This window comes from Halorarius litoreus, from assembly GCF_024362405.1.
GTDB lineage: Archaea > Halobacteriota > Halobacteria > Halobacteriales > Haloarculaceae > Halorarius > Halorarius litoreus.
In genome coordinates this window covers 335,716-353,259 of record NZ_CP101454.1, presented here as the reverse complement: position 1 = coordinate 353,259, position 17,544 = coordinate 335,716, and the positions used below count along the sequence as shown (strand labels likewise).

Below are 17,544 nucleotides of genomic sequence, written 5' to 3'. Positions count from 1 at the left end.
CGAGCATATAGTTCCCTCGTCGGCACGCTCGACGGGACCTGCCTGCGCACCACACGACTTTTGACGACCGGTGTGGTACCACGCTGCAATGCCGCTCACGGGACCCTCGGAGCTCGCGAGTTTCGACGGCGTGGCGGCCATGGAGGCCGCCCGCGACGTCGTCGGCGACGACCTGCTCTCGTTCGTCGAGTTCACCAGCGACGCCCATCGGCCGCTGTTCGTCGCCGACGAGATCGTCGAGCTCTACCGCGACGAGGACCACCTCCAGCGCCACTACGACCGGGTGCTCGCACATCTCAACATGGACTTCCTCGAGCGCGACACCTACGAGAAGACGCTGTTGCCGAACGCCGGCCGCGTCCGCGCCATCGTCACCCGGATGGAGGGGTTGACGCTCCTCCGTATGCTCGCGGCCGACGAGGGGCTGTACGTCGCGCTCGCGCCGGACGCGGACGTCGAGCCCGTCATCGACGCGGTCGAACCGGTCATGGGAACCGAATAGTCCGCTCGTCGGCGTCGACGACCACACGCCCGCCGACAGGAAGCGGCGCGACGGGCCGGGCGTGGCCGAACGTCACGTCCGTCACGACGACGGCGTCCTCGCTGTACTCGCGGACTCCCTCCAGTACGGCGTCGCGCTGTCGCTCCCGGTAGGCCGCCCGCTCGTCGGCCGAACGCTCGGTTCCGAACGCGCGGGCCTTCGCCCGCCCGACGAGCACTGCCCCGACGTCGAGCATGCCACGCTCTCCCAGCGCCATCAGGGTGCGCCACACCTCGCCCGCCCCCGGGAGTTCCTCGGAGGTTTCGAGCAGCAGGACCGAGCCCTCGGTGTCCTCGGGGAGCGCGCGGTCCGTGGCGAGGTGGCTGTTCAGAACCTCGAGACAGCCACCCCACGTTCGCCCCTCGACGCACCCGGTGCCGTGCCAGCGACGGCCCTCGCTCGCCTCGTACTCAGGCTGGCGGTCGAGGTTCGCGGGGTCGTGCCAGTCGAGGTCCTCGTCGCTGAACCGCTCGGGGTCCGCAATCTCGCCCAGCGAGCCCTCGAAGAACGCCCGCTCCAGGTACTCGCGGGTGTACTCGTCGATGTCGCCGGGTTCACAGACGTCGGTGAACAGCGTCCCGCCGTAAAAGGAGACGATACCCTGCTCGCGGAGGAACGCCGCGACCGAGGTGTTGTCGCTCGTCCCGTAGAAGCGGGTCGGCTGCTCGCGGAACACCTCGGGGTCGAGATGTGGGAGCAGGCGAATCTGGTCGTTGCCGCCGATGGCCGCCACAACGCCGTCGATGTCGGGGTCGCGGAACGCGCGTTCGAGCTCCCGAGCGCGTCGCTCGGGGTGGTCGAACAGCTCGCGGGTGTCCGCGTGGAGGCTGTCGTACGCGACGGGCTCGAGTCCGAACTCGTCGCGGAGGCGGTCGAAGCCGAGGTCGATCAGGTGCTCGGGGTACGTTCCCTCGGCGGGCGCCGCGGCGGGGCGACAGACCGCCACGCGACTCCCCGGTTCGAGCGGTGGCGGGGTGGTGACTGCCATGTCGCCGGCTGCGACTGCGACTCCCCTAACGTTTTCCCCGCCGTGTCAGTCGATGTCGTGTTCGGCGGTCCACGCCTCGGCGCGGTCGACGGCGTCGTCGCGAGAGCCAACGGTCTCGTGGGCGTACGTCTCGCCCTCAGGGGCCTGCTCCAGCCGGTCGAGGCTGACCGCCCAGTCGCCGCTCGCGGTGCGGCGGGCGACGACCCGGGCGTAGCCGTCCGACCGCTCCCACTCGATACGTGTCTCGGTGTCGGCGGTCCGTTCCCAGCTCACAACCGGTCGTCGTGGGGGTGCATCAAAAGCCCCGCGAGCCGAACGCTCATTGTCTCGCCGCCCGCCTCTCCGGGCGTGCAGTCCGACGACCCGACGGTCATCCGGGTGCTGGCCATCCACACCGACGACATCGTCTCGGCGCTGGAGGCGAACGCTCGCCGAGACGTGGGCGCAGTGCTGCGCGTCACGCCGCCGTTCACGGGCCGGATGCGCGCGCGCATCCACCTCGCGGGCCGGGAGTCGCCGTACGGCGACCCCGCGCCGCTCCACGTCGAACCCGAGCGGCTCGTCGACGCGCCGGCGTTTCCGGACCCGGACACGACCGAGGACGAGTTGCGTGCGGACCCCGACGCCTCGTACTCGTCGGAGCGGCATCGCGAGCGCCACGAGGCGGCAGTCGCGGCGTGGCGGAGGGCGGTTCGCGATGCCATCCGCGACCGTGCGACCATCGAGACGCTACAGGGCCCCCACGAGGTCGAGGTTCGGCGGCTCGGGTGACGCCGTCGCGTATTTGGTGCCCGCGGCCGAACGACGACTATGCGCTCCATCCTCTCGACGGGCGAGCAGCGGGTCGCCGACCTGCTTGCCGAGGGCCACGACCTCGAACAGATCGCCGAACGCCGCGGCCAGTCGGTCGAGGCGACCGAGAAGGCAGTCGACCGCGTCCGCGAGAAGACACATCGGGCGTTCGCCACCCTCCTCGCGAGCCCCTTTGCCGCCGAAGCCGCCGCCGACCTCTCGGCCGACGAGCGCGAGCGGCTCCGGGCGGCACTCGACGACCACTGACAGGTTCATCACCGGCTTCTCGACGTTCGTCCACAAACTCTTCTCTGGGCTCTTTAAAACGTCTCGCGGATTCTGCTGCCGTCGTGAAACATCGTACGCAGTCTCTATGCTGATAGTAAAACGGACTGAAACGAAACGAAGGCTCTGCCGGCTATAAGCCAGTAGCTATCATACGGATGGACGAAGCGCCCATGTCAACGATGAGTCCCTCCACCCAAGTCCGCGAAACCCTGCGAGACTCGCGGGCGGCGCGACTCCTGCGCCGTCCCGTCGAAGCGTTCGCGTTCTGGACAGCCATCCTCCTGCCGTTCGTGTATCTCCCGATGCTGTTCGGTGGGTTCGAGAACACCACCAGCCTGCTGCTGTTCGCCGGGCTCCTGCTCGCGAACGTCGTCGCCCTCCTCGTCGGCCACGACCACAAGCGGGAGTAGGCGCGCAACCCCGAATTGAATAGGTTCCCCCGTCTTTGTCCGGTATGGCGCTGGATTTCGTCCCACTCGGTAGCACCGGCACACAGGTTTCGGAACTCTGCTTCGGCACGTGGCGATACGGTCGCGAGAACGACGACGGCGAGATCGAAATCGATCGGGCGCGAGCCCTGGACCTGCTGTCGGCGTACGCCGACGCGGGTGGCAACTTCATCGACACCGCCGACGTGTACGGCGGCGGCCTGAGCGAACAGTGGATCGGCGACTGGCTCGCGGACCGCGACCGCGACCAGTTCGTGCTCGCCTCGAAGGTGTACTGGCCGACCCGCGAGGACGACCCGAACGGCCGCGGCCTCTCCCGCAAGCACATCCGCCGGCAGATCGACCTGATGCTCGACCGGCTCGGCACCGACTACCTCGACCTGCTGTACATCCACCGCTGGGACGACGCGACGCCCGCCGCCGAGCTCATGCGGACGCTCGACGGGCTCGTCCGCGACGGGAAGGTCCACTACCTGGGGACGTCGACGTTCGAACCGAACGCGTGGCGCATCGCGCAGGCGAACGAGCTCGCCCGCCGCGAAGGGTACGAGCCCTTCACGGTCGCCCAGCCGCGATACAGCCTCGTCACGCGTGAGGTCGAGTACGACTACGTCGACGCCTGCGCCGAGTACGACATCGGGATGTGTCCGTGGTCGCCGCTCGGCGGCGGCGTTCTCACCGGGAAGTACGACCGCGAGCAGATTCCCGAGGGGACTCGCGCCGCGGAGAACGACACGTTCGCCGACCGCTATCTGACCGAAGCGAACTTCGACGCGCTCGACGTCGTCGAACAGGTGGCCGACGAGGTCGACGCCTCCCCCGCACAGGTGAGCCTCGCGTGGCTCATGCACCACGAACAGGTCACCGCGCCCATCGTCGGCGCGCGCACCGTCGAGCAGCTGGAGGAGAACCTCGCGGCCGCAGCGGTCGAGTTGACTGACGACCAGTACGAGCGGCTCGCGGACGCGAAGACGCCGCCGTCGTTAGTCTGAGGCGGCAGTCTCGGTTCCGTCCACCGTGGCGTCGTAGGCGTCACGGTACTTCGAGAGCTTCCGGTAGAGGTAGTAGGCGAACACGCCGTCGTAGGCGACGACGAACAGGAAGAACAGTCCACCGGAGAGCTCGATACCGAGTGCGGGGAGGTAGTTGACGAGCGTGTTGTACGTCGCGTGGGCGAGCGCCGCCACCAGGAGTCCCTTCACGACGATGGGGCCGGCGTTCTCGTCGGCGAACTTCGCGAGCCCCAGGTAGTAGCCCGCGATGGCCGACCAGACGACGTGGCCCGGCCCAACGAACGAGCGGGTGGTGGCCGCCCCGAGCGCCTGTTCGACGGCCGCACTGCTGGCGATGGTGCCCTGCTGGATGGCCGCCTGCGTGATGTAGAGGGCGTTCTCGATGGTGGCGAAGCCGAGGCCGGCGACCGCTCCGTAGACGGCGCCGTCGATGACCGCGTCGAACGAGTCGGTGTTGAACGCGTAGACGCGGGTCGCCAGCCACTTCACCGTCTCCTCGACGGGCGCGACGACGACGAAGAAGTAGAGCGCCGTCCCGACGACCGGGACGAGCCCCTTGATGACCGGGCCTGCGGCGGAGTTGACGACGGCCGCGAACGCGGCGAACACCACCGCCAGCAGGAACGTCGCGGCGAGCACGGACCACGGCTCGCGCATCGTCTCGTTCTCGTACCAGATGGCGCCCACGAGCACGACCGCGGGGACGATCGAGAGGAGCGTCAGCGCCCCCAGCGTCGGCTCCTGGAGCATGGCGAAGCCGATGATGCCGAGCTGTCCGGCGAGCAGCGCGACCGCGACGAGGACGAGCAGTGCGCCGCCTCCGCGGCGCAGGAGCCCGTGGAGCCCCACCGCCGCCCTGTCGAGCCGCGTGCGGGGCGTCCAGCCGGTCACCTCGTAGGTCTCTTCCTCTGAGTGAGCCGCGACCGGGTCGGTGTCGCTGTCACCCATACGGTCGTGTCGTCTCACCGAGGACTGAAATGCGTTGGTGGTTGGCCGGAGTCAGCGCTCGTCCCCCATCGCCGTCAGCCCCGCCACGGCGCCCGCGAGTGCCGGCACCACGTCCACGAGGACGCGATAGAGGAGGACGGCGGCCGCCGTCGTCGCTACCCCCGCACCCGTGAAGGCGACGAGGAGCGCGCCGAGCACGAGGTCGACGCCGCCGACGCCTGATGGAAGGGGGACGAGCGTCCCGAGCGAGGCGACGGGGGCGACGAACAGCGCGACCGTCAGCGGGAGTGCGAGTCCGACGGCGGTGGCTGCGCCCCACAGCGCGACCGCGTAGAGTCCCCAGCCGACGGCAGTGAAGCCGTAGGCGACCGCGAGCGCCCGGCGGTCGGCGCCCACGACGCCGAGGGTGCGTCGTCCCCGGCTGATGGTCGCGTCGACCGCCTCGGGCGTCGTTCGGTCGCGGAGGTGCGTCGAAACTCGGCCGAGCGTCGCGTGGAGGACCGCGCCGAGCCGTCTGAACCCGGCGGCGAGGTGGTCCGGGCGGGCGCGGACGCCGCCAGCCACTCCCACCACGCCGAGCGTGACGACCCCGAGGGCGACCACGGCGGGGCGAGCCACGGTCTGGGGGACGGCGACGACGGCGAGGCCGACGGCGACCGGAACGACCGCTGCGAGCGTCCCGAGGAGTTTGCCGACGGTGGCGGCCGCGAGGTCTGCCTCGTAGGGGAGGTCGGTCTCGCGGCCGACGGCGTACGCGACGATGGCCGGGCCCGCGATCTGTCCGCCCGGAAGAACCTGTTTGCCGAAGACGCCGACGAGGTAGCCACGGAAGAACCGGGGCGCCGGGACCGATGCACCGGCCGCCCAGTGGAGTCGGCGCTGGGCCTCGCTCCACGCGGCGAGCGCCCCGAGGCTCCCGAGCGCGCCCACGACGAGTGGCCACGGCTCGGCAGCGGCGAGTTCCGCGAGGACGGCGCGTGGGCCCACCGCGAGCACCAGGAGTGTCAGCAACAGGAGCGCGACGAGGAGCGCGAGCCGGCGACGCATGGGTGGGGATGGGTGCCGTGGGTGAAATCAGTCCCCCTTCGTGGGGGTGGAGGTGCCGGCCAACTCCTCGCGGATGGCGTCTCGCTTCATGAGCGCGAAGCCGACGAGGATGACGACGAAGCCGGCAACTGCGTACACGTCGAGGCCCTCCTCGAGCAGGAGGAAGCCGACGAGCGCCGCGAACACCGGGGCGACGTAGGAGACGAGGTTGATCTCGACGGGGCCCAGCCGCTCCAGCAGATCGAAGTAGACGAGGAAGCCGCCGGCGCTCGCCGCGAGTGCGAGGTACCCGAGTGCGAGGAGTGCCGTGGTCGAGAAGGTGGCGTCGGCGACCGACTCGCCGATGCCGAGGCTCGCGACGTGCATCAGGAGCGCGCCGACGAGCATCGCCCACGCTTCGAGCGTCTCGATGGGGAGGTCGGCGTCGATGCGCCGATTCAGCACCGAGCCGAGCGCGAACGCCGCGGCCGCGAGGAACACGAGGCCGACGCCGAGGTTGATGCCGAGATTGTCGGGCGTCGGTTTCGTCAGGAGGACGACGCCGACGAGTCCCAGCAGGAGGCCGACGAAGCCGAGGACCGTGAGCCGGTCGCTCGGCAGGAACAGCCGGGAGAAGCCCGCCGTGAGGACGGGCGACAGCGAGACGACGATGGCGGCGACGGCGCTCGTCACCGCGGGGTCGGTCTCGCCGACGAAGAGGAACGCGTGGTACGCGGCGATCATCAGCGCGCCCGCGACCAGCACGCTCGCCCACTCCGTTCGAGTCCGTGGGAGCCAGCGGTCGGTCACGTACGCGGCGTAGCCGAGCATCAACACCCCGGCGATGTCGTAGCGGAGCGCCGCGAAGAGGATGGGCGTCTCGAAGAACCCTGCGGGTGCGGCGGGGGTACCGAGCCCGGCTTTGATAGCGACGAACGCCGAGCCCCACACCGCCGCGAGCAGGAGGAACAGCAGCAGGTTGCGGTGTCTCACGTCGGAAGTGCGTAGTCGGGGGGATAGAAGGTTTCGAAGCCGCGGGACGGTGTGTCAGACGTCGGTGCGTCCGGCCGCTCGTTCCTCCTTGAGCGCCCGGAGCACGTCCTGGCGGGCGATGATGCCCACGAGTTCGCCGTCGGTGACGACGGGCAAGCGGTTGATGTCGCGCTCCTCGTCTGCGAGCAGCGCGAGCACCGTGTCGAGGTCGTCGTCGGGCCCGACGGTCACCACGTCCGTCGTCATCACCTCGCTGATGGGCTTGCCCGAGTTCTTCACCATGTCGATGCCCACGTCGAGCTGGTCCCACGAGAGGTCGATGCCGTAGGTGAGCGACTCCAGGAACGGCGGGAAGCCGATGGGAATCCACAGCGTCCGGTCGCGGGACTGGAACAGCCCCACGAGGTCGCCCTGCGTGACGATGCCGACGAGTTGCTCACCGTCCACCACGGGAAACCCGTTGAAGTCGGCGTGGGCCAGCTTCGTCAGTACCTCGCTCACGTCGTCGTCGGGGGCGACGGTCTCCACGTCGGCCGTCATGATGTCGCGCGCTCGCATACCGTCCCTCTCGCGTGGCGGATACGTATGCCTTGTGTGGGTTCGGAACCCGATGACGGTGCGCCCTCGTGTTACGAGCTGCCATAGTAGCCGCATATTTAAGAGCCCCCAGCACGGAGCGAAGGTATGGCCGCATACGGCCGGCCGGCACTGCGAGACCTGTTCGACGACGCTCCTACCCCCCATATCGCGCATCCGCCACGCACCCACCACCGGGATTTCTACGTGGCGACCGACGGCTCCTATCGCGACTCCGGAGTCGGCGGGCTGGGTGTCGTCATCGAGACGCGCGACGGCGAGACCGTCGCCCGGCTGTCGGTGCCCGACAGCGCCCCCGACAACAACGTCGCGGAGTATCGCGCGCTCCACCTCGGTCTCGACGTGCTCGCCGCCCGTGCCCCGCGCACGGCCCGCGTCGGCGTCCTGCTGGACCACGACGACCTCGCGGCGAACGTCAACCGCGCGTGGCTCGCCGCCAAGGGCCCCGACGACCGCCCACCGCACCCCTGCCGCGTTCCCCCCGCGACCAACCACCACTGGCGCGGCATCCGCGCCCGCATCCGCGGCTTCGAGGAACTGCGTGCCGCGCGGCTCGACTCCCGGGAGAACCCCGCGCACCCGCTCGCGAACGACCCCGCGAGCTACGCACACGTCAACCGCGAACCCCAGCGGTGTGTCCTTCCGACTTCTCCTGAGACGGCGACGGAGGAGCAGATTCCCCCACCGTCTCGGGCCGACCGGCACGCCGACTGAGACTCACCACTCCTCGATTCGCTCTCTGGCGCCCCGGTAGCCCGCGCTCGTCCGCCAGCACTCGCCCGATTCGACGTGTTCTACCTCGTAGCGGGAGCCACAGCGGCCACAGCGTCGGTGTTCGGGCTCGCGCACGACCTCGCTCGCGCGGTGGCGGTCGGCCGACCAGTCACAGCCCGTGTTCGTACAGTACAGTCGCAGTCTCGGCACACTGAACGTCGGGCACGTCGTCGCCACGTCCAGCCGGTCGGCCTCGCGTTTGAATCGGGGGCCGTGGCCCGCTTCGCCGAACTGCTGGTACTCCCAGGCGTGGATGAGTTCGTGGCGAACCACGGCGGCGAACTCGTTCCAGTCGAAACGTTCGGCCGCGCGCCACGCCAGCCGGATGGTCACGTCGCCCGACGCCCGGTGGTACAGACACGCCCCAGCCCGGCGCTTGGCGCGGGTCGAAACCTCCCACGAGAGGTCGTCGAGGGCCACGTCCACGTCGACCGTCCGCGCGTATTCCCTCGCGTCGGTGAGGAGCGTGTCGTGGTCGACCGGGGGCCACTCGGGCATCGGTGACGAGTGAGGAGGGGTAGGTCGAAAAGGCGTCGGTCATGGGACCTTCAACAGCCGGTGAGGTCCAGCCGACGGAGCATCCGCGAGGGAGTGAAACGACCGAGCGGTTCCCGGCGCGGCTCTGCCGCGCCGTAGCGCCGACTGACTAACGCGGCGCGACCAGCGGGAGCGCCGCGGCTGGAGGGAGGCGCGCATATTTTCCCCACGGGAAGACGTTCCTGCTCGCTCGGCTTCGCCTCGCTGTGCGGGACTGCGACTTCCCTGCTCTCGTTCGGCCTCCTGCCTCACGAGAACAAGTTTTTGCCCGACTGAGCGGCCCGGAGGGCCGCGAAGGAGGTGCAAAAAGTGCGTGTTAATCGTCGTCGGCCACCAGCTGGTCCAGCACCGCCGCCGGCATCTGGCCCTTCACCTCGTCGGGCAGCTGCTCGGGCGTCGTGTCGGCAAACAGGGTGTCGGGCACGGAGTCCGTGTGCGGGTCGAACAGCTGGAGCGCGGTGTGAATCGTCGACCAGTCGTCCTCTTCGGCGGCGTCACGGAGGCTCTTGGTCGGCGCGGCGAGCAGTTGGGAGACGAGCGCGTCGGCCATCGACTCGACGACCGCGCGCTGTTCGTCCGTCAGGTCACCCTCGGCTTCCAGCTTCGAGATGGCGGTGCGGAGTTCGCGGGCTTTCACCCGCTCGGCGCCCTCGTACATCGCGGCGATGACTTGGTCGGCCCGCTTGCGCTTATACTGGGCCATCAGGTGGTCGAACTCCTCGTCGATCATCGCCTCGACCTCGGCGGCGGCGGCGTGTCGCTCCGCGAGCGTCTCGTCGGTGACCGACTGCAGGTCGTCGAGGTCGCGGACCTCGATGCCGTCGGTGTCGACCGACTCGACGTCTCGGGGCTGTGCGAGGTCGACGACGAACGTCTCGCCCGCCTGCTGGAGCGTCTCGGCGTCGACGACCACACCCGGTGCGTCGGTGGCCGAGACGACCACGTCGGCGTTCTGGATGGCGGTGGCGAGCCCGTCGAGCCCCGTCGCGCTGGCGTCGGCGTCCAGCGTCTCCGCGAGGTGGTCGGCGTGGCAGACCGTGCGGTTGGCGACGACGAGGTCGCCGACGGCGCCCGCGAGCGCCTTCGCGGCGAGCGTACCCATCTCGCCGGCACCGACGACGAGGCCGGTGGCGTCGCCGAGGTCGCGCTCCTCGGCGGCGAGTCGGACCGCCGCGGAGCCGAGCGAGACGACGCCGTCGTTGATCGCCGTCTCGGTGCGCGCGCGTTCGCCGACGTGGAGCGCCTTCAGGAGGGCGTCGTCGAGCGTCGGGCCGATGCCGCCGACGCCCCGCGATTCCTCGTAGGCGGTGCGGACCTGCCCGATGATCTGGTCCTCACCGACGACGAGCGAGTCGAGGCCCGAAGCGACACGCATGAGGTGCCGAAGCGAGCCCTCGTGGTCGAGTTCGCCGACGACGTCGGGGCGCACGTCGGCGACGTAGCTGTCGAGCGCCGCGCGACCCGCTGCGGCGTCGGTGGTGACGACGTACGCCTCCGCGCGGTTGCAGGTCTGGAGGACGAACGCCTCGTCGACGCCCGGTTCCGAGAGCAAGGACTCGACCGCTTCGGCCTCGGTGCCCGTACAGGCATCGTCGATGTCGTCGACGGAGCCGCGGGTGTGCGAGACGCTGACCCCTGAGACGATTGATGCACCTGTCACGAGTGTTCACCGACGACATCGGCGACGATATCGTCCGCTGTTCGGCGTGGCTTAGCGCCTGGTGTACCTAAAAGCTTCCAAACACGGCGACTTTCGACGACGGCGCGAACCGCGTTTCGTCGCTCGCTCGCTGGCACCCCCCGTGCCTGTAGCTCCTCACGGATGTCGGCGGTGAGTTCGGCCATCTCGCCGGCCCCCTCGAGGTTGGCTTCGATGCGCTTGCGGAGGTGTTTCGACAGCGCGGGCGAAGAGCCCCCGGTCGAGATGGCGACGACGACCTCGCCGTCGCGGACGGTGGCGGGGACGACGACGCTCCCCGGGTCGCGCTCGCTGTGTGTGTCCGTGCGGTTGACCAGTATCGAGCGCGCGCGGGCCTCGCTCTCGATGCGGGCGTTGAGCGCGCCGTCGTCCGTGGCCGCGACGACGAGCGCCGGTGAGACTCTGTCCAGCCAGTCGCCCACGTCGTCTGGTGTCGGGGCCTCGCGGACGCGCTCCGCCCCACCGAAGTCCGCGTCGGCGAACGCCGGGGAGACGACGACGACGCGCGCCTCGCGGGTGAATCGGCGGGCCTTGCGTGCCCCCACCGACCCGCCGCCGAACACGAGGACCGTCTCGCCGTCGAAGTCGTGCAGGAGTGGAATCATCTGGTGGTCAGGTGGTGTTGGCCGCGGCGCGCTCGTCCAGCCGGATGCCGGTCTTCTTCAGGATGCGCGTGGAGAACAGCGAGTCCCAGTCCTCCTCCTGCACGTCCCAGTAGTCTGCCATCACGTCTCTGACCTCCTGGATGCGCGCTTGGCTCTCTGCCTCCGAGCGACCGTGGGTCATCGCGAAGAAGTTGTACGGCCAGACGCCCTCGTGGCGCGGCCGCCGGTAGCAGTGGGTGACGAAGTCCAGCGAGGCGACCGCGGGGCCGACCTCGTCGACCAGGTCGTCGGGGACGTTCCAGACGGTCATCCCGTTCTCCGTGTAGCCGAGCGCGTAGTGGTTCGGGATGAGGCCCACACGCCTGACTTTCCCCTCCGCGTCGAACCGCTTGATGGTCGCCAGTACCCACTCGGTCGGCTTGCCGATGGCGTCGGCCACGTCGGCGTACGGGGTCTCGGTCACCGGGAGGCCACCCTGGATTTCGAGCACGAGGTCGCGCTCGTCGGGGGTGATGGCGTCGCGGTCGGTCGGCTGCACCTCGGGTCCGAGATGTGAGAGGTCCACGTCGCCCTCGGGGATGGGCCCGTCGAGCAGGAACTTCGCGCCGACGTGGAACTCCCGGAGCTTCGGCATGTTGTACGTCGGCTGGCCGGTCTCGGCCTCGATAGCAGCGAGGACACGCTCGACGTCGTCGGGGTCGGCCACCGAGACGACGAACCACATGTTGAGGTGAGGGTGCTCGCGCTCGTAGTTGTGCGCGACCTCGCGGAAGCCGTTGACCTGCTCGGCCACCTCGTCGAAGCGCTCGGGCGGTGCGTGCATCGCGACGAGTGTGGCGGCCCCGCCGATCTCCTCGGCGTTGACGAGCGCGCCGAACCGCGAGATGGCGCCCGTCTCGTCCATCTCGCGAATGCGGGCGAGCAGTTCGTCGGCGGTCAGGTCGACGCCCCGCTCACGGAGCGCGGCGGCCGCGGGCTCGAACGGTCGCTCGACGACCGGGAACCCGCCCTGAAACGCGTTGCAAATCGCCCGGTCGACGCTGTCGAACTCGTAGTCGACGTCCCCGCGTGACATTGTCGGAACTCGGGGCTGCCCTGGCATAAGGGCCTCGGACCGGGCGACTCAGCCGTCGGTGCTCGCGGGCGACTCCAGCATCGGCGTGACGGCCTCCAGCGGGCGCCGGACGGTGTCGAGCAGCGTCGTGGCCTCGATGGCGCCACGGTCGCGGTCGTACTCGATGACGTCCGCGTCGGCCAACCGGGGGAGGTGTGACTGACGCAGCGAAACGTAGACGCGTTTTCGCGCGTCGTAGCCGACCGGTCCCTCGGACTCCCGTTTCGCGACCGCGTCGGTCAGCTCGCGGAAGGTCATCTCTCCGTCGTGTTCGACGAGCAGTTCGACGACGTGGCGGCGGCGGGCGTTGCTCAGAATGGTGAACACCTCGTCGAGCGAGATGCCGTCGGGGAGGTCTCGTCCACTCATCGGCCTCCCTCCGGGGTGGGGCGGTGGCTCGTCTCTCGGTCGCCGGGTCCGATCTCTCGTAAGTAGGGTCGTGTCATGGTGGTCATCCGTGAACGTGGTGGTGGCCGCCCGTGGCGTTCGTTCGGACACGGCGTCTCCGCCCGTCCGTGTGGCACGCTCGTCTCGGTGGGGTCCACATCTGCCGTCGCTCGGCTCACTCGTCGCCGGACACCGTGTCGTGTGCCCCTTGGCTCGCCGCACCGCGCCAACTGGGACGTACTTGGATGGTCGTAGCTATAATCGTTTCGACAATTTTGGTCTCGGAACCGACGGATCGCCGGTCGACGCTATCCTTCGACGCTCACCACGTCGAGGTCGTAGTCGAGCGCCTCGACGTCGTCGAGAACACCGGCCTGGTCGGCCGACGCCTCGTAGTAGAAGACCACGTCGTAGGTGCCGTCGCGCACGAGCTGCTGGCACTCCCAGACGAAGTCGTCGCCGTCGAGCGTGCGGCCCTGGTGTTGGTTCACGCCGAAGTCGGGGTCGTCGTTGCCGGAGTAGACGTAGGTGTCGCTCGGGTCGACGCCGGCGTGGTCGGCGATGACGTCGCCGACCGCCAGTGTTAGCTGGTGGAGCGTCGGCTCCTCGTCGCTCCCGAAGGTGGTGTGGACGATGAGCCCGTTGAGTTGGATGTCACCGGGTTCGAGCAGCGCCTTCGTCCGCGCGTAGAGATCATCGTCGACGGCGTCGGTCATCACCGCTGCTATCGGGGGCGAGAATAAACCGGTGGCGATGTGCTACGATAGCTACCGCTCACCAGCTCGTACCGACGCCGTAGAAACCACGCCGCCGCGTTCAGTTACCGCTACCCAATGTGTGGTCGCTCCTTCTACAGGCGCTTCAGGTTCTTCGCGCGCGGGCCCTTGTCGGCCTGCACGATCTCGAACTCGACTTCCTGACCCTCTTCGAGGTCCGGACCGCCGACGTCTTCCATGTGGAAGAACACGTCCTCGTCAGAGTCCTCGGTCTCGATGAAGCCATAGCCGCCTGTGTCGTTGAAGAAGTCAACCTTACCGGTCGCCATTGCGACCGAACGGAGGCCCTTCTCCCATAAAAGCCCGTCGCCTCCCAGGGGCACAAGACTGATACGCCGCCGAGGCGACCGTTCGACAATGCTTCGTCGGGCTCGTCGCCTCTCTCTGCGCCTCTACGAACGACTGCTCGAACGAGAAATCGACGGCGTCCCGACGCACGTCGCCGTCATCCAGGACGGCAACCGACGCTACGCCCGGTCACGGGGAAAGGCGAACACCGAAGGCCACCACGCCGGCGCGGAGACCACCGAGGCGCTGCTCCAGTGGTGTCGCGACCTCGGCGTCGAGGAACTCACGCTCTACGCCTTCTCGACCGAGAACTTCGAGCGCCCCGAGCACGAACGCGAGGAGCTGTTCGACCTCATCGAGCAGAAACTCCGGGCGTTCGCCGACCGCGAGGAGGTCCACGAGAACCGCGTCCGCATCCGGGCCATCGGCGAGGTCGACATGCTCCCCGAGCGCGTGCAGGAGGCCGTGGCGTACGCCGACGAGCGCACGCAGGGGTACGACGACCTCCACCTCAACATCGCGCTCGCGTACGGTGGCCGTGCAGAACTGCTCGGCGCCGCCCGCGACGTGGCGCGCGACGTGGCGACGGGGGACCTCGACCCCGCCGACATCGACGCCGCGGAACTCGACCGCCGGCTCTACGACAAACCCGCCCGCGACGTCGACCTCATCATCCGAACCGGTGGTGACGAGCGCACCTCGAACTTCCTGCCGTGGCACGCCAACGGCAACGAGGCGGCCGCGTTCTTCTGCACGCCGTTCTGGCCCGAGTTCCGCCGCGTCGACTTCCTGCGCGCCATCCGAACGTACGAGTCGCGCGAGGCGTCGTGGCGTCGCACCCGCGCCGAGCGAGCCCTCGCGCTCGTCCGGTCGGTGAAGGACACGGAACTCACCGAAGCGAAGCGCGTGCTCGGGCAGTTCCGCGAGTCGCTCCCGGCTGGAGAACTCGACGAGGAACTGGAGACTGCGGACTGAGGGTTCCTGGGCTTCCTCCGGTCGCCCGGTAGGATTCGGGCTATCGCCCGACTAATCGTGAGACTCACTGCGTTCGTCTCACGTCGTTTGGACGGTTCGCTGCGCTCACCGTCCAAACCGTTCCCGGGCTCACTGCGCTCGCCCGGCAGGATTCGGGCTACCGCCCGAATCTCCGCTGGCGCTCCTGATAATCCCGCACCGCTCGGAGATAGTCGCGCTTGCGGAAGTCGCGCCAGTTCACGTCCGTGAAGTAGAGCTCCGAGTAGACGGACTGCCATATCATGAAATCCGAGAGGCGCTCGGCACCGGTCTTGATGACGAGGTCGGGCTGCGTCGGGAACACCAGTCGCTGCTCGATGTGTTCGGCGTCGATGTCGTCGGGGTCCAGTTCGCCGCGGTCGACCGCCTCGGCGACCGACTGGACGGCCTTGGTGAACTCCTCTTTGCCGCCGAGGCCGATGGCGACCTGGACGGGTGCGTCCGCGGGCTCGGTGTCGTCGGGGCCACGGACCGCGATCTCGAAGGGGGTATCGAGGTCACCGAACGCGCCCCGCAGCGTCGGCACCGCGTCGGGGTCGAGTACGGAGACGGAGACCATGACGCGCTCGGCTCCGTAGTCGAACGCCCACTGGAACAGGGATTCGAGCGTCTCGTACGCGCCCGGCTCCAGCAGGTCACGCTCGGTGATGACGACCGCGACCCGCTCGGGCCGGTCGGCCTCCGACAGCCGGATGCGCGTGGCGAGATACCGGTCGTACAGTCCCACGTCCGGGTGTTTTTCCCCCACGGCGTAAGCTTCCCGGTTGCTAGGAGGCGTTTGCCGGGGCAGTGTGGACGACAACGGAACTGCGACCACCTCGAAAGCCCCGACGCGTTGGGCTATTCGCCTCGCTTCGCTCCTCGGGTCGCACTCGCGTTCGCTCGTGCGACACCTGCGGTGCTTACGTCGACTCGTTACGCCCAGCGCGTCGCCCCTCTCAGTCCCATCCACGACGCTTGGCTGGCCAGCCATTACGGGTGGGACTGAAAGGGGCCGCCCGCTCCGGGAAGCCCGGCGTTCACGAGATCTTCGCTCTCGTGCAGCCAACCAGAACGCTCTGCGTTCTGGTGACGACGTAAGCACTGGAGCGAACATAGTGAGCGAAGCGCGCAGCGAGCTCTGCTCACGGGCCGGAGGCCCGTTCGCACGGCCCACGGGAGCTGTGCTCCCGCGCTGCGCGCGACCGGAGCGGGCGGGGGCTTTCGAGGTGTCATCAGCCCCGTAGCCGCTGAAATAGTGCGAGACCAACACACCTAGCGACACCTCGAAAGGTGGATACTTAAGTGCGCGACAGGGGAACCACGAGGCGTGAACGGCAACCTCGGGCGGGCGGCTGTGTTCGCCGTGATTGGCGCGCTCTCGCTGGTCGTGCCCGTGCTAGGTGGGCAGCCGACGCCGCGGGTAGCGGCCGTGTTGGCCGTCGTCCCCTTCGCCGTCGTCGCCGGACTGGGACTGTTCGTCATCGGGCGGAACAGTCGCTTCTTCGACCTGCTGGCGCGCCCCGGCGACTACGAGGAGGGGCGCCTCTACGGGCTCGCCGGGTTCGCGCTCGCCGCGGGTGGGCTCGCCATCCTCGCCTCCCGGTTCGGGTTGCCCGCGTACGTCTACGTCGGTACCGTGTTCGTCCTCGGCGGCGGCAACCTCGCCGCAGAACTCTCGAAGTTCCGCTGGGTGGACACGTTCGCCACGACCACCGCCTTCGCCGTCGGGGGGTTCCTCGCGGGACTGCTCGGCGAGGTGCTCGCGCTGGCAGTTGGCGCGGCCCGCGAAGGCGTGCGGCCGTACGACCACGTCGTCACGGCGCTCGACCTCGGTGCGAACGTCGCGGGGCCGACGATACTGGCCGTGCTGGCGTTCCTCGCCGCCGCGGGCGCCATCGCGGCCGCGCTCCTGCGGTCGATGCTGTTCGAGCGCGACGACCCGCTCGTGATGCTGTCGGTGGGACTGTTGCTCTGGCTGTTCGTCGGCCTCGACGTGGCCGTCCCGCCCCAGCGGCTCGCGGTCGGGCTCGTCGTTACCATCCTCCTCGGCTACGTCGCCTACGCGCTCGGCACCGCCTCCGTCCCCGGGATGCTCACGGGCGTCCTGCTCGCGCTGCTCGCCATCGTCCTCGGCGGCTACGGCTGGTTCGCCGTGCTCGTCACGTTCTTCGGGCTCGGCGGCCTCGCCTCGAAGTTCCGCTACGACGAGAAGGCCGAACGCGGTATCGCCGAGGCGAACGAGGGCGCCCGCGGCTCGGGGAACGTCCTCGCGAACTCCGCGGTCGCGCTCGTGGCCGTGCTCGTGTTCGCGGCGAGCGACAGCGTGGGGCTCGCGCCCGAACTCGCTCGCTTCGCGTTCGCGGGGGCGGTCGCCACCGCGCTCGCGGACACCTTCTCCTCGGAGTTCGGTGGGCTGTTCGACGACCCGCGGCTCGTCACCACGTTCGACCGGGTCGAGCCCGGAACCGATGGGGCGGTCACGTGGCAAGGGGAACTCGCGGGGCTCGTCGGTGCTGGCCTCATCGCGGGCATCGCCGCCGTGTTCTTCGCTCTCGGCCCGCTGGAGACGCTCGCCATCGTCCTCGGCGGCTTCGTCGGCATGACCGTCGACAGCGTCCTCGGCGCGACGGTCGAGGGGGGTCGCCTCGACAACCAGGGCGTCAACCTGCTCGCGACGGTCGGCGGTGGCCTCGGCTGTGTCCTGCTCGTTCTCCTGCTATGATCCGTGGTGCG

At 69.2% G+C, this 17,544-nt stretch carries 22 protein-coding genes; 8 read left to right on the top strand and 14 right to left on the bottom strand.

Features of this window, described 5'->3' with window-relative positions:
• Positions 1-88: 88 nt before the first annotated feature.
• A complete protein-coding gene (locus NL126_RS01885; RefSeq protein ID WP_255197208.1) occupies positions 89-502 on the top strand; it encodes a DUF7522 family protein in 414 nt (137 codons plus the stop codon).
• On the opposite strand, the gene NL126_RS01880 is transcribed toward NL126_RS01885, so the two are convergent.
• Both NL126_RS01880 and NL126_RS01875 read right to left on the bottom strand, forming a co-directional pair.
• Entirely contained in the window at positions 486-1,529 is a 1,044-nt protein-coding gene (locus tag NL126_RS01880) for a S66 family peptidase (RefSeq protein ID WP_255197207.1), read from the bottom strand. The genes NL126_RS01885 and NL126_RS01880 overlap by 17 nt on opposite strands.
• A gap of 45 nt (positions 1,530-1,574) precedes the next feature.
• Positions 1,575-1,802 carry a DUF7543 family protein gene (locus NL126_RS01875; protein ID WP_255197206.1) on the bottom strand — a complete coding sequence of 76 codons (228 nt, stop codon included), beginning with the start codon at positions 1,800-1,802 and terminating at the stop codon, positions 1,575-1,577.
• 75 nt (positions 1,803-1,877) lie between these two features.
• On the opposite strand from NL126_RS01875, the gene NL126_RS01870 reads away from it, so the two are divergent.
• The 4 genes from NL126_RS01870 to NL126_RS01855 all read left to right on the top strand — a co-directional run bounded on the left by NL126_RS01870 (position 1,878) and on the right by NL126_RS01855 (position 4,050).
• On the top strand, positions 1,878-2,300 hold the full coding sequence (locus tag NL126_RS01870) for a DUF8009 family protein (protein WP_255197205.1): 423 nt from the start codon (positions 1,878-1,880) through the stop codon (positions 2,298-2,300).
• A 39-nt stretch (positions 2,301-2,339) separates the two neighbouring features.
• Positions 2,340-2,588 (top strand): hypothetical protein, encoded by a 249-nt coding sequence (locus tag NL126_RS01865; RefSeq protein ID WP_255197204.1) that lies wholly within the window; start codon positions 2,340-2,342, stop codon positions 2,586-2,588.
• A gap of 200 nt (positions 2,589-2,788) precedes the next feature.
• Complete coding sequence (locus NL126_RS01860; protein ID WP_255197203.1) at positions 2,789-3,019, top strand: DUF8028 family protein; 231 nt, start codon at positions 2,789-2,791, stop codon at positions 3,017-3,019.
• A 44-nt stretch (positions 3,020-3,063) separates the two neighbouring features.
• Positions 3,064-4,050, top strand: a complete 987-nt coding sequence (locus NL126_RS01855) for an aldo/keto reductase (protein ID WP_255197202.1) — start codon at positions 3,064-3,066, stop codon at positions 4,048-4,050.
• Here the strand turns inward: NL126_RS01855 and NL126_RS01850 are convergent.
• From NL126_RS01850 to NL126_RS01835, 4 genes are read right to left on the bottom strand one after another with little or no spacing between them, the layout of a single operon-like run.
• Positions 4,042-5,019, bottom strand: a complete 978-nt coding sequence (locus tag NL126_RS01850; protein WP_255197201.1) for a PrsW family intramembrane metalloprotease — start codon at positions 5,017-5,019, stop codon at positions 4,042-4,044. The genes NL126_RS01855 and NL126_RS01850 overlap by 9 nt on opposite strands.
• A 51-nt stretch (positions 5,020-5,070) precedes the next feature.
• Entirely contained in the window at positions 5,071-6,066 is a 996-nt protein-coding gene (locus NL126_RS01845; RefSeq protein ID WP_255197200.1) for a lysylphosphatidylglycerol synthase transmembrane domain-containing protein, read from the bottom strand.
• A gap of 27 nt (positions 6,067-6,093) precedes the next feature.
• Complete coding sequence (locus tag NL126_RS01840) at positions 6,094-7,038, bottom strand: DMT family transporter (RefSeq protein ID WP_255197199.1); 945 nt, start codon at positions 7,036-7,038, stop codon at positions 6,094-6,096.
• A gap of 54 nt (positions 7,039-7,092) precedes the next feature.
• Positions 7,093-7,596 carry a CBS domain-containing protein gene (locus NL126_RS01835; RefSeq protein ID WP_255197198.1) on the bottom strand — a complete coding sequence of 168 codons (504 nt, stop codon included), beginning with the start codon at positions 7,594-7,596 and terminating at the stop codon, positions 7,093-7,095.
• Positions 7,597-7,722: 126 nt separating this feature from the next.
• Here NL126_RS01835 and NL126_RS01830 point away from each other — a divergent pair, with 126 nt between their 5' ends.
• Positions 7,723-8,349, top strand: a complete 627-nt coding sequence (locus tag NL126_RS01830; RefSeq protein ID WP_255197197.1) for a ribonuclease HI — start codon at positions 7,723-7,725, stop codon at positions 8,347-8,349.
• A gap of 3 nt (positions 8,350-8,352) precedes the next feature.
• On the opposite strand, the gene NL126_RS01825 is transcribed toward NL126_RS01830, so the two are convergent.
• From NL126_RS01825 to NL126_RS01795, 7 genes are all read right to left on the bottom strand, one after another.
• Positions 8,353-8,907 (bottom strand): SprT-like domain-containing protein, encoded by a 555-nt coding sequence (locus tag NL126_RS01825; RefSeq protein WP_255197196.1) that lies wholly within the window; start codon positions 8,905-8,907, stop codon positions 8,353-8,355.
• A gap of 355 nt (positions 8,908-9,262) precedes the next feature.
• A complete protein-coding gene (gene hemA / locus NL126_RS01820; RefSeq protein WP_255197195.1) occupies positions 9,263-10,606 on the bottom strand; it encodes a glutamyl-tRNA reductase in 1,344 nt (447 codons plus the stop codon).
• Entirely contained in the window at positions 10,603-11,250 is a 648-nt protein-coding gene (locus tag NL126_RS01815) for a precorrin-2 dehydrogenase/sirohydrochlorin ferrochelatase family protein (protein WP_255197194.1), read from the bottom strand. Before NL126_RS01815 ends, hemA begins: the two co-directional genes overlap by 4 nt.
• A gap of 7 nt (positions 11,251-11,257) precedes the next feature.
• Positions 11,258-12,325, bottom strand: a complete 1,068-nt coding sequence (ahbB, locus tag NL126_RS01810; protein WP_255197193.1) for a siroheme decarboxylase subunit beta — start codon at positions 12,323-12,325, stop codon at positions 11,258-11,260.
• Positions 12,326-12,373: 48 nt separating this feature from the next.
• The gene (locus NL126_RS01805) at positions 12,374-12,733 is read right to left on the bottom strand and encodes a DUF7344 domain-containing protein (protein WP_255197192.1); all 360 of its coding nucleotides are present in this window, start codon (positions 12,731-12,733) and stop codon (positions 12,374-12,376) included.
• A 326-nt stretch (positions 12,734-13,059) separates the two neighbouring features.
• Complete coding sequence (locus NL126_RS01800) at positions 13,060-13,467, bottom strand: DUF5778 family protein (RefSeq protein WP_255197191.1); 408 nt, start codon at positions 13,465-13,467, stop codon at positions 13,060-13,062.
• A 134-nt stretch (positions 13,468-13,601) separates the two neighbouring features.
• A complete protein-coding gene (locus NL126_RS01795) occupies positions 13,602-13,796 on the bottom strand; it encodes a cold-shock protein (protein ID WP_255197190.1) in 195 nt (64 codons plus the stop codon).
• Positions 13,797-13,884: 88 nt separating this feature from the next.
• Here NL126_RS01795 and uppS point away from each other — a divergent pair, with 88 nt between their 5' ends.
• Positions 13,885-14,790, top strand: a complete 906-nt coding sequence (gene uppS, locus NL126_RS01790; RefSeq protein ID WP_255197189.1) for a polyprenyl diphosphate synthase — start codon at positions 13,885-13,887, stop codon at positions 14,788-14,790.
• Positions 14,791-14,947: 157 nt separating this feature from the next.
• Here uppS and NL126_RS01785 read toward each other — a convergent pair whose 3' ends face one another.
• Positions 14,948-15,556: an undecaprenyl diphosphate synthase family protein gene (locus NL126_RS01785; protein WP_255197188.1), complete on the bottom strand. Its 609-nt coding sequence runs from the start codon at positions 15,554-15,556 to the stop codon at positions 14,948-14,950.
• 582 nt (positions 15,557-16,138) lie between these two features.
• On the opposite strand from NL126_RS01785, the gene NL126_RS01780 reads away from it, so the two are divergent.
• Positions 16,139-17,533, top strand: a complete 1,395-nt coding sequence (locus NL126_RS01780; protein ID WP_255197187.1) for a DUF92 domain-containing protein — start codon at positions 16,139-16,141, stop codon at positions 17,531-17,533.
• Positions 17,534-17,544: the final 11 nt, after the last annotated feature.

Bases quoted from the DNA above. Each gene is read 5' to 3' on its own strand.
- NL126_RS01885 (WP_255197208.1), top strand. From the start codon at position 89: ATGCCGCTCACGGGACCCTCGGAGCTCGCGAGTTTCGACGGCGTGGCG.
- NL126_RS01880 (WP_255197207.1), bottom strand. From the start codon at position 1,529: ATGGCAGTCACCACCCCGCCACCGCTCGAACCGGGGAGTCGCGTGGCG.
- NL126_RS01865 (WP_255197204.1), top strand. From the start codon at position 2,340: ATGCGCTCCATCCTCTCGACGGGCGAGCAGCGGGTCGCCGACCTGCTT.
- NL126_RS01860 (WP_255197203.1), top strand. From the start codon at position 2,789: ATGAGTCCCTCCACCCAAGTCCGCGAAACCCTGCGAGACTCGCGGGCG.
- NL126_RS01855 (WP_255197202.1), top strand. From the start codon at position 3,064: ATGGCGCTGGATTTCGTCCCACTCGGTAGCACCGGCACACAGGTTTCG.
- NL126_RS01850 (WP_255197201.1), bottom strand. From the start codon at position 5,019: ATGGGTGACAGCGACACCGACCCGGTCGCGGCTCACTCAGAGGAAGAG.
- NL126_RS01845 (WP_255197200.1), bottom strand. From the start codon at position 6,066: ATGCGTCGCCGGCTCGCGCTCCTCGTCGCGCTCCTGTTGCTGACACTC.
- NL126_RS01835 (WP_255197198.1), bottom strand. From the start codon at position 7,596: ATGCGAGCGCGCGACATCATGACGGCCGACGTGGAGACCGTCGCCCCC.
- NL126_RS01830 (WP_255197197.1), top strand. From the start codon at position 7,723: ATGGCCGCATACGGCCGGCCGGCACTGCGAGACCTGTTCGACGACGCT.
- NL126_RS01825 (WP_255197196.1), bottom strand. From the start codon at position 8,907: ATGCCCGAGTGGCCCCCGGTCGACCACGACACGCTCCTCACCGACGCG.
- NL126_RS01815 (WP_255197194.1), bottom strand. From the start codon at position 11,250: ATGATTCCACTCCTGCACGACTTCGACGGCGAGACGGTCCTCGTGTTC.
- ahbB (WP_255197193.1), bottom strand. From the start codon at position 12,325: ATGTCACGCGGGGACGTCGACTACGAGTTCGACAGCGTCGACCGGGCG.
- NL126_RS01805 (WP_255197192.1), bottom strand. From the start codon at position 12,733: ATGAGTGGACGAGACCTCCCCGACGGCATCTCGCTCGACGAGGTGTTC.
- NL126_RS01800 (WP_255197191.1), bottom strand. From the start codon at position 13,467: ATGACCGACGCCGTCGACGATGATCTCTACGCGCGGACGAAGGCGCTG.
- NL126_RS01795 (WP_255197190.1), bottom strand. From the start codon at position 13,796: ATGGCGACCGGTAAGGTTGACTTCTTCAACGACACAGGCGGCTATGGC.
- uppS (WP_255197189.1), top strand. From the start codon at position 13,885: ATGCTTCGTCGGGCTCGTCGCCTCTCTCTGCGCCTCTACGAACGACTG.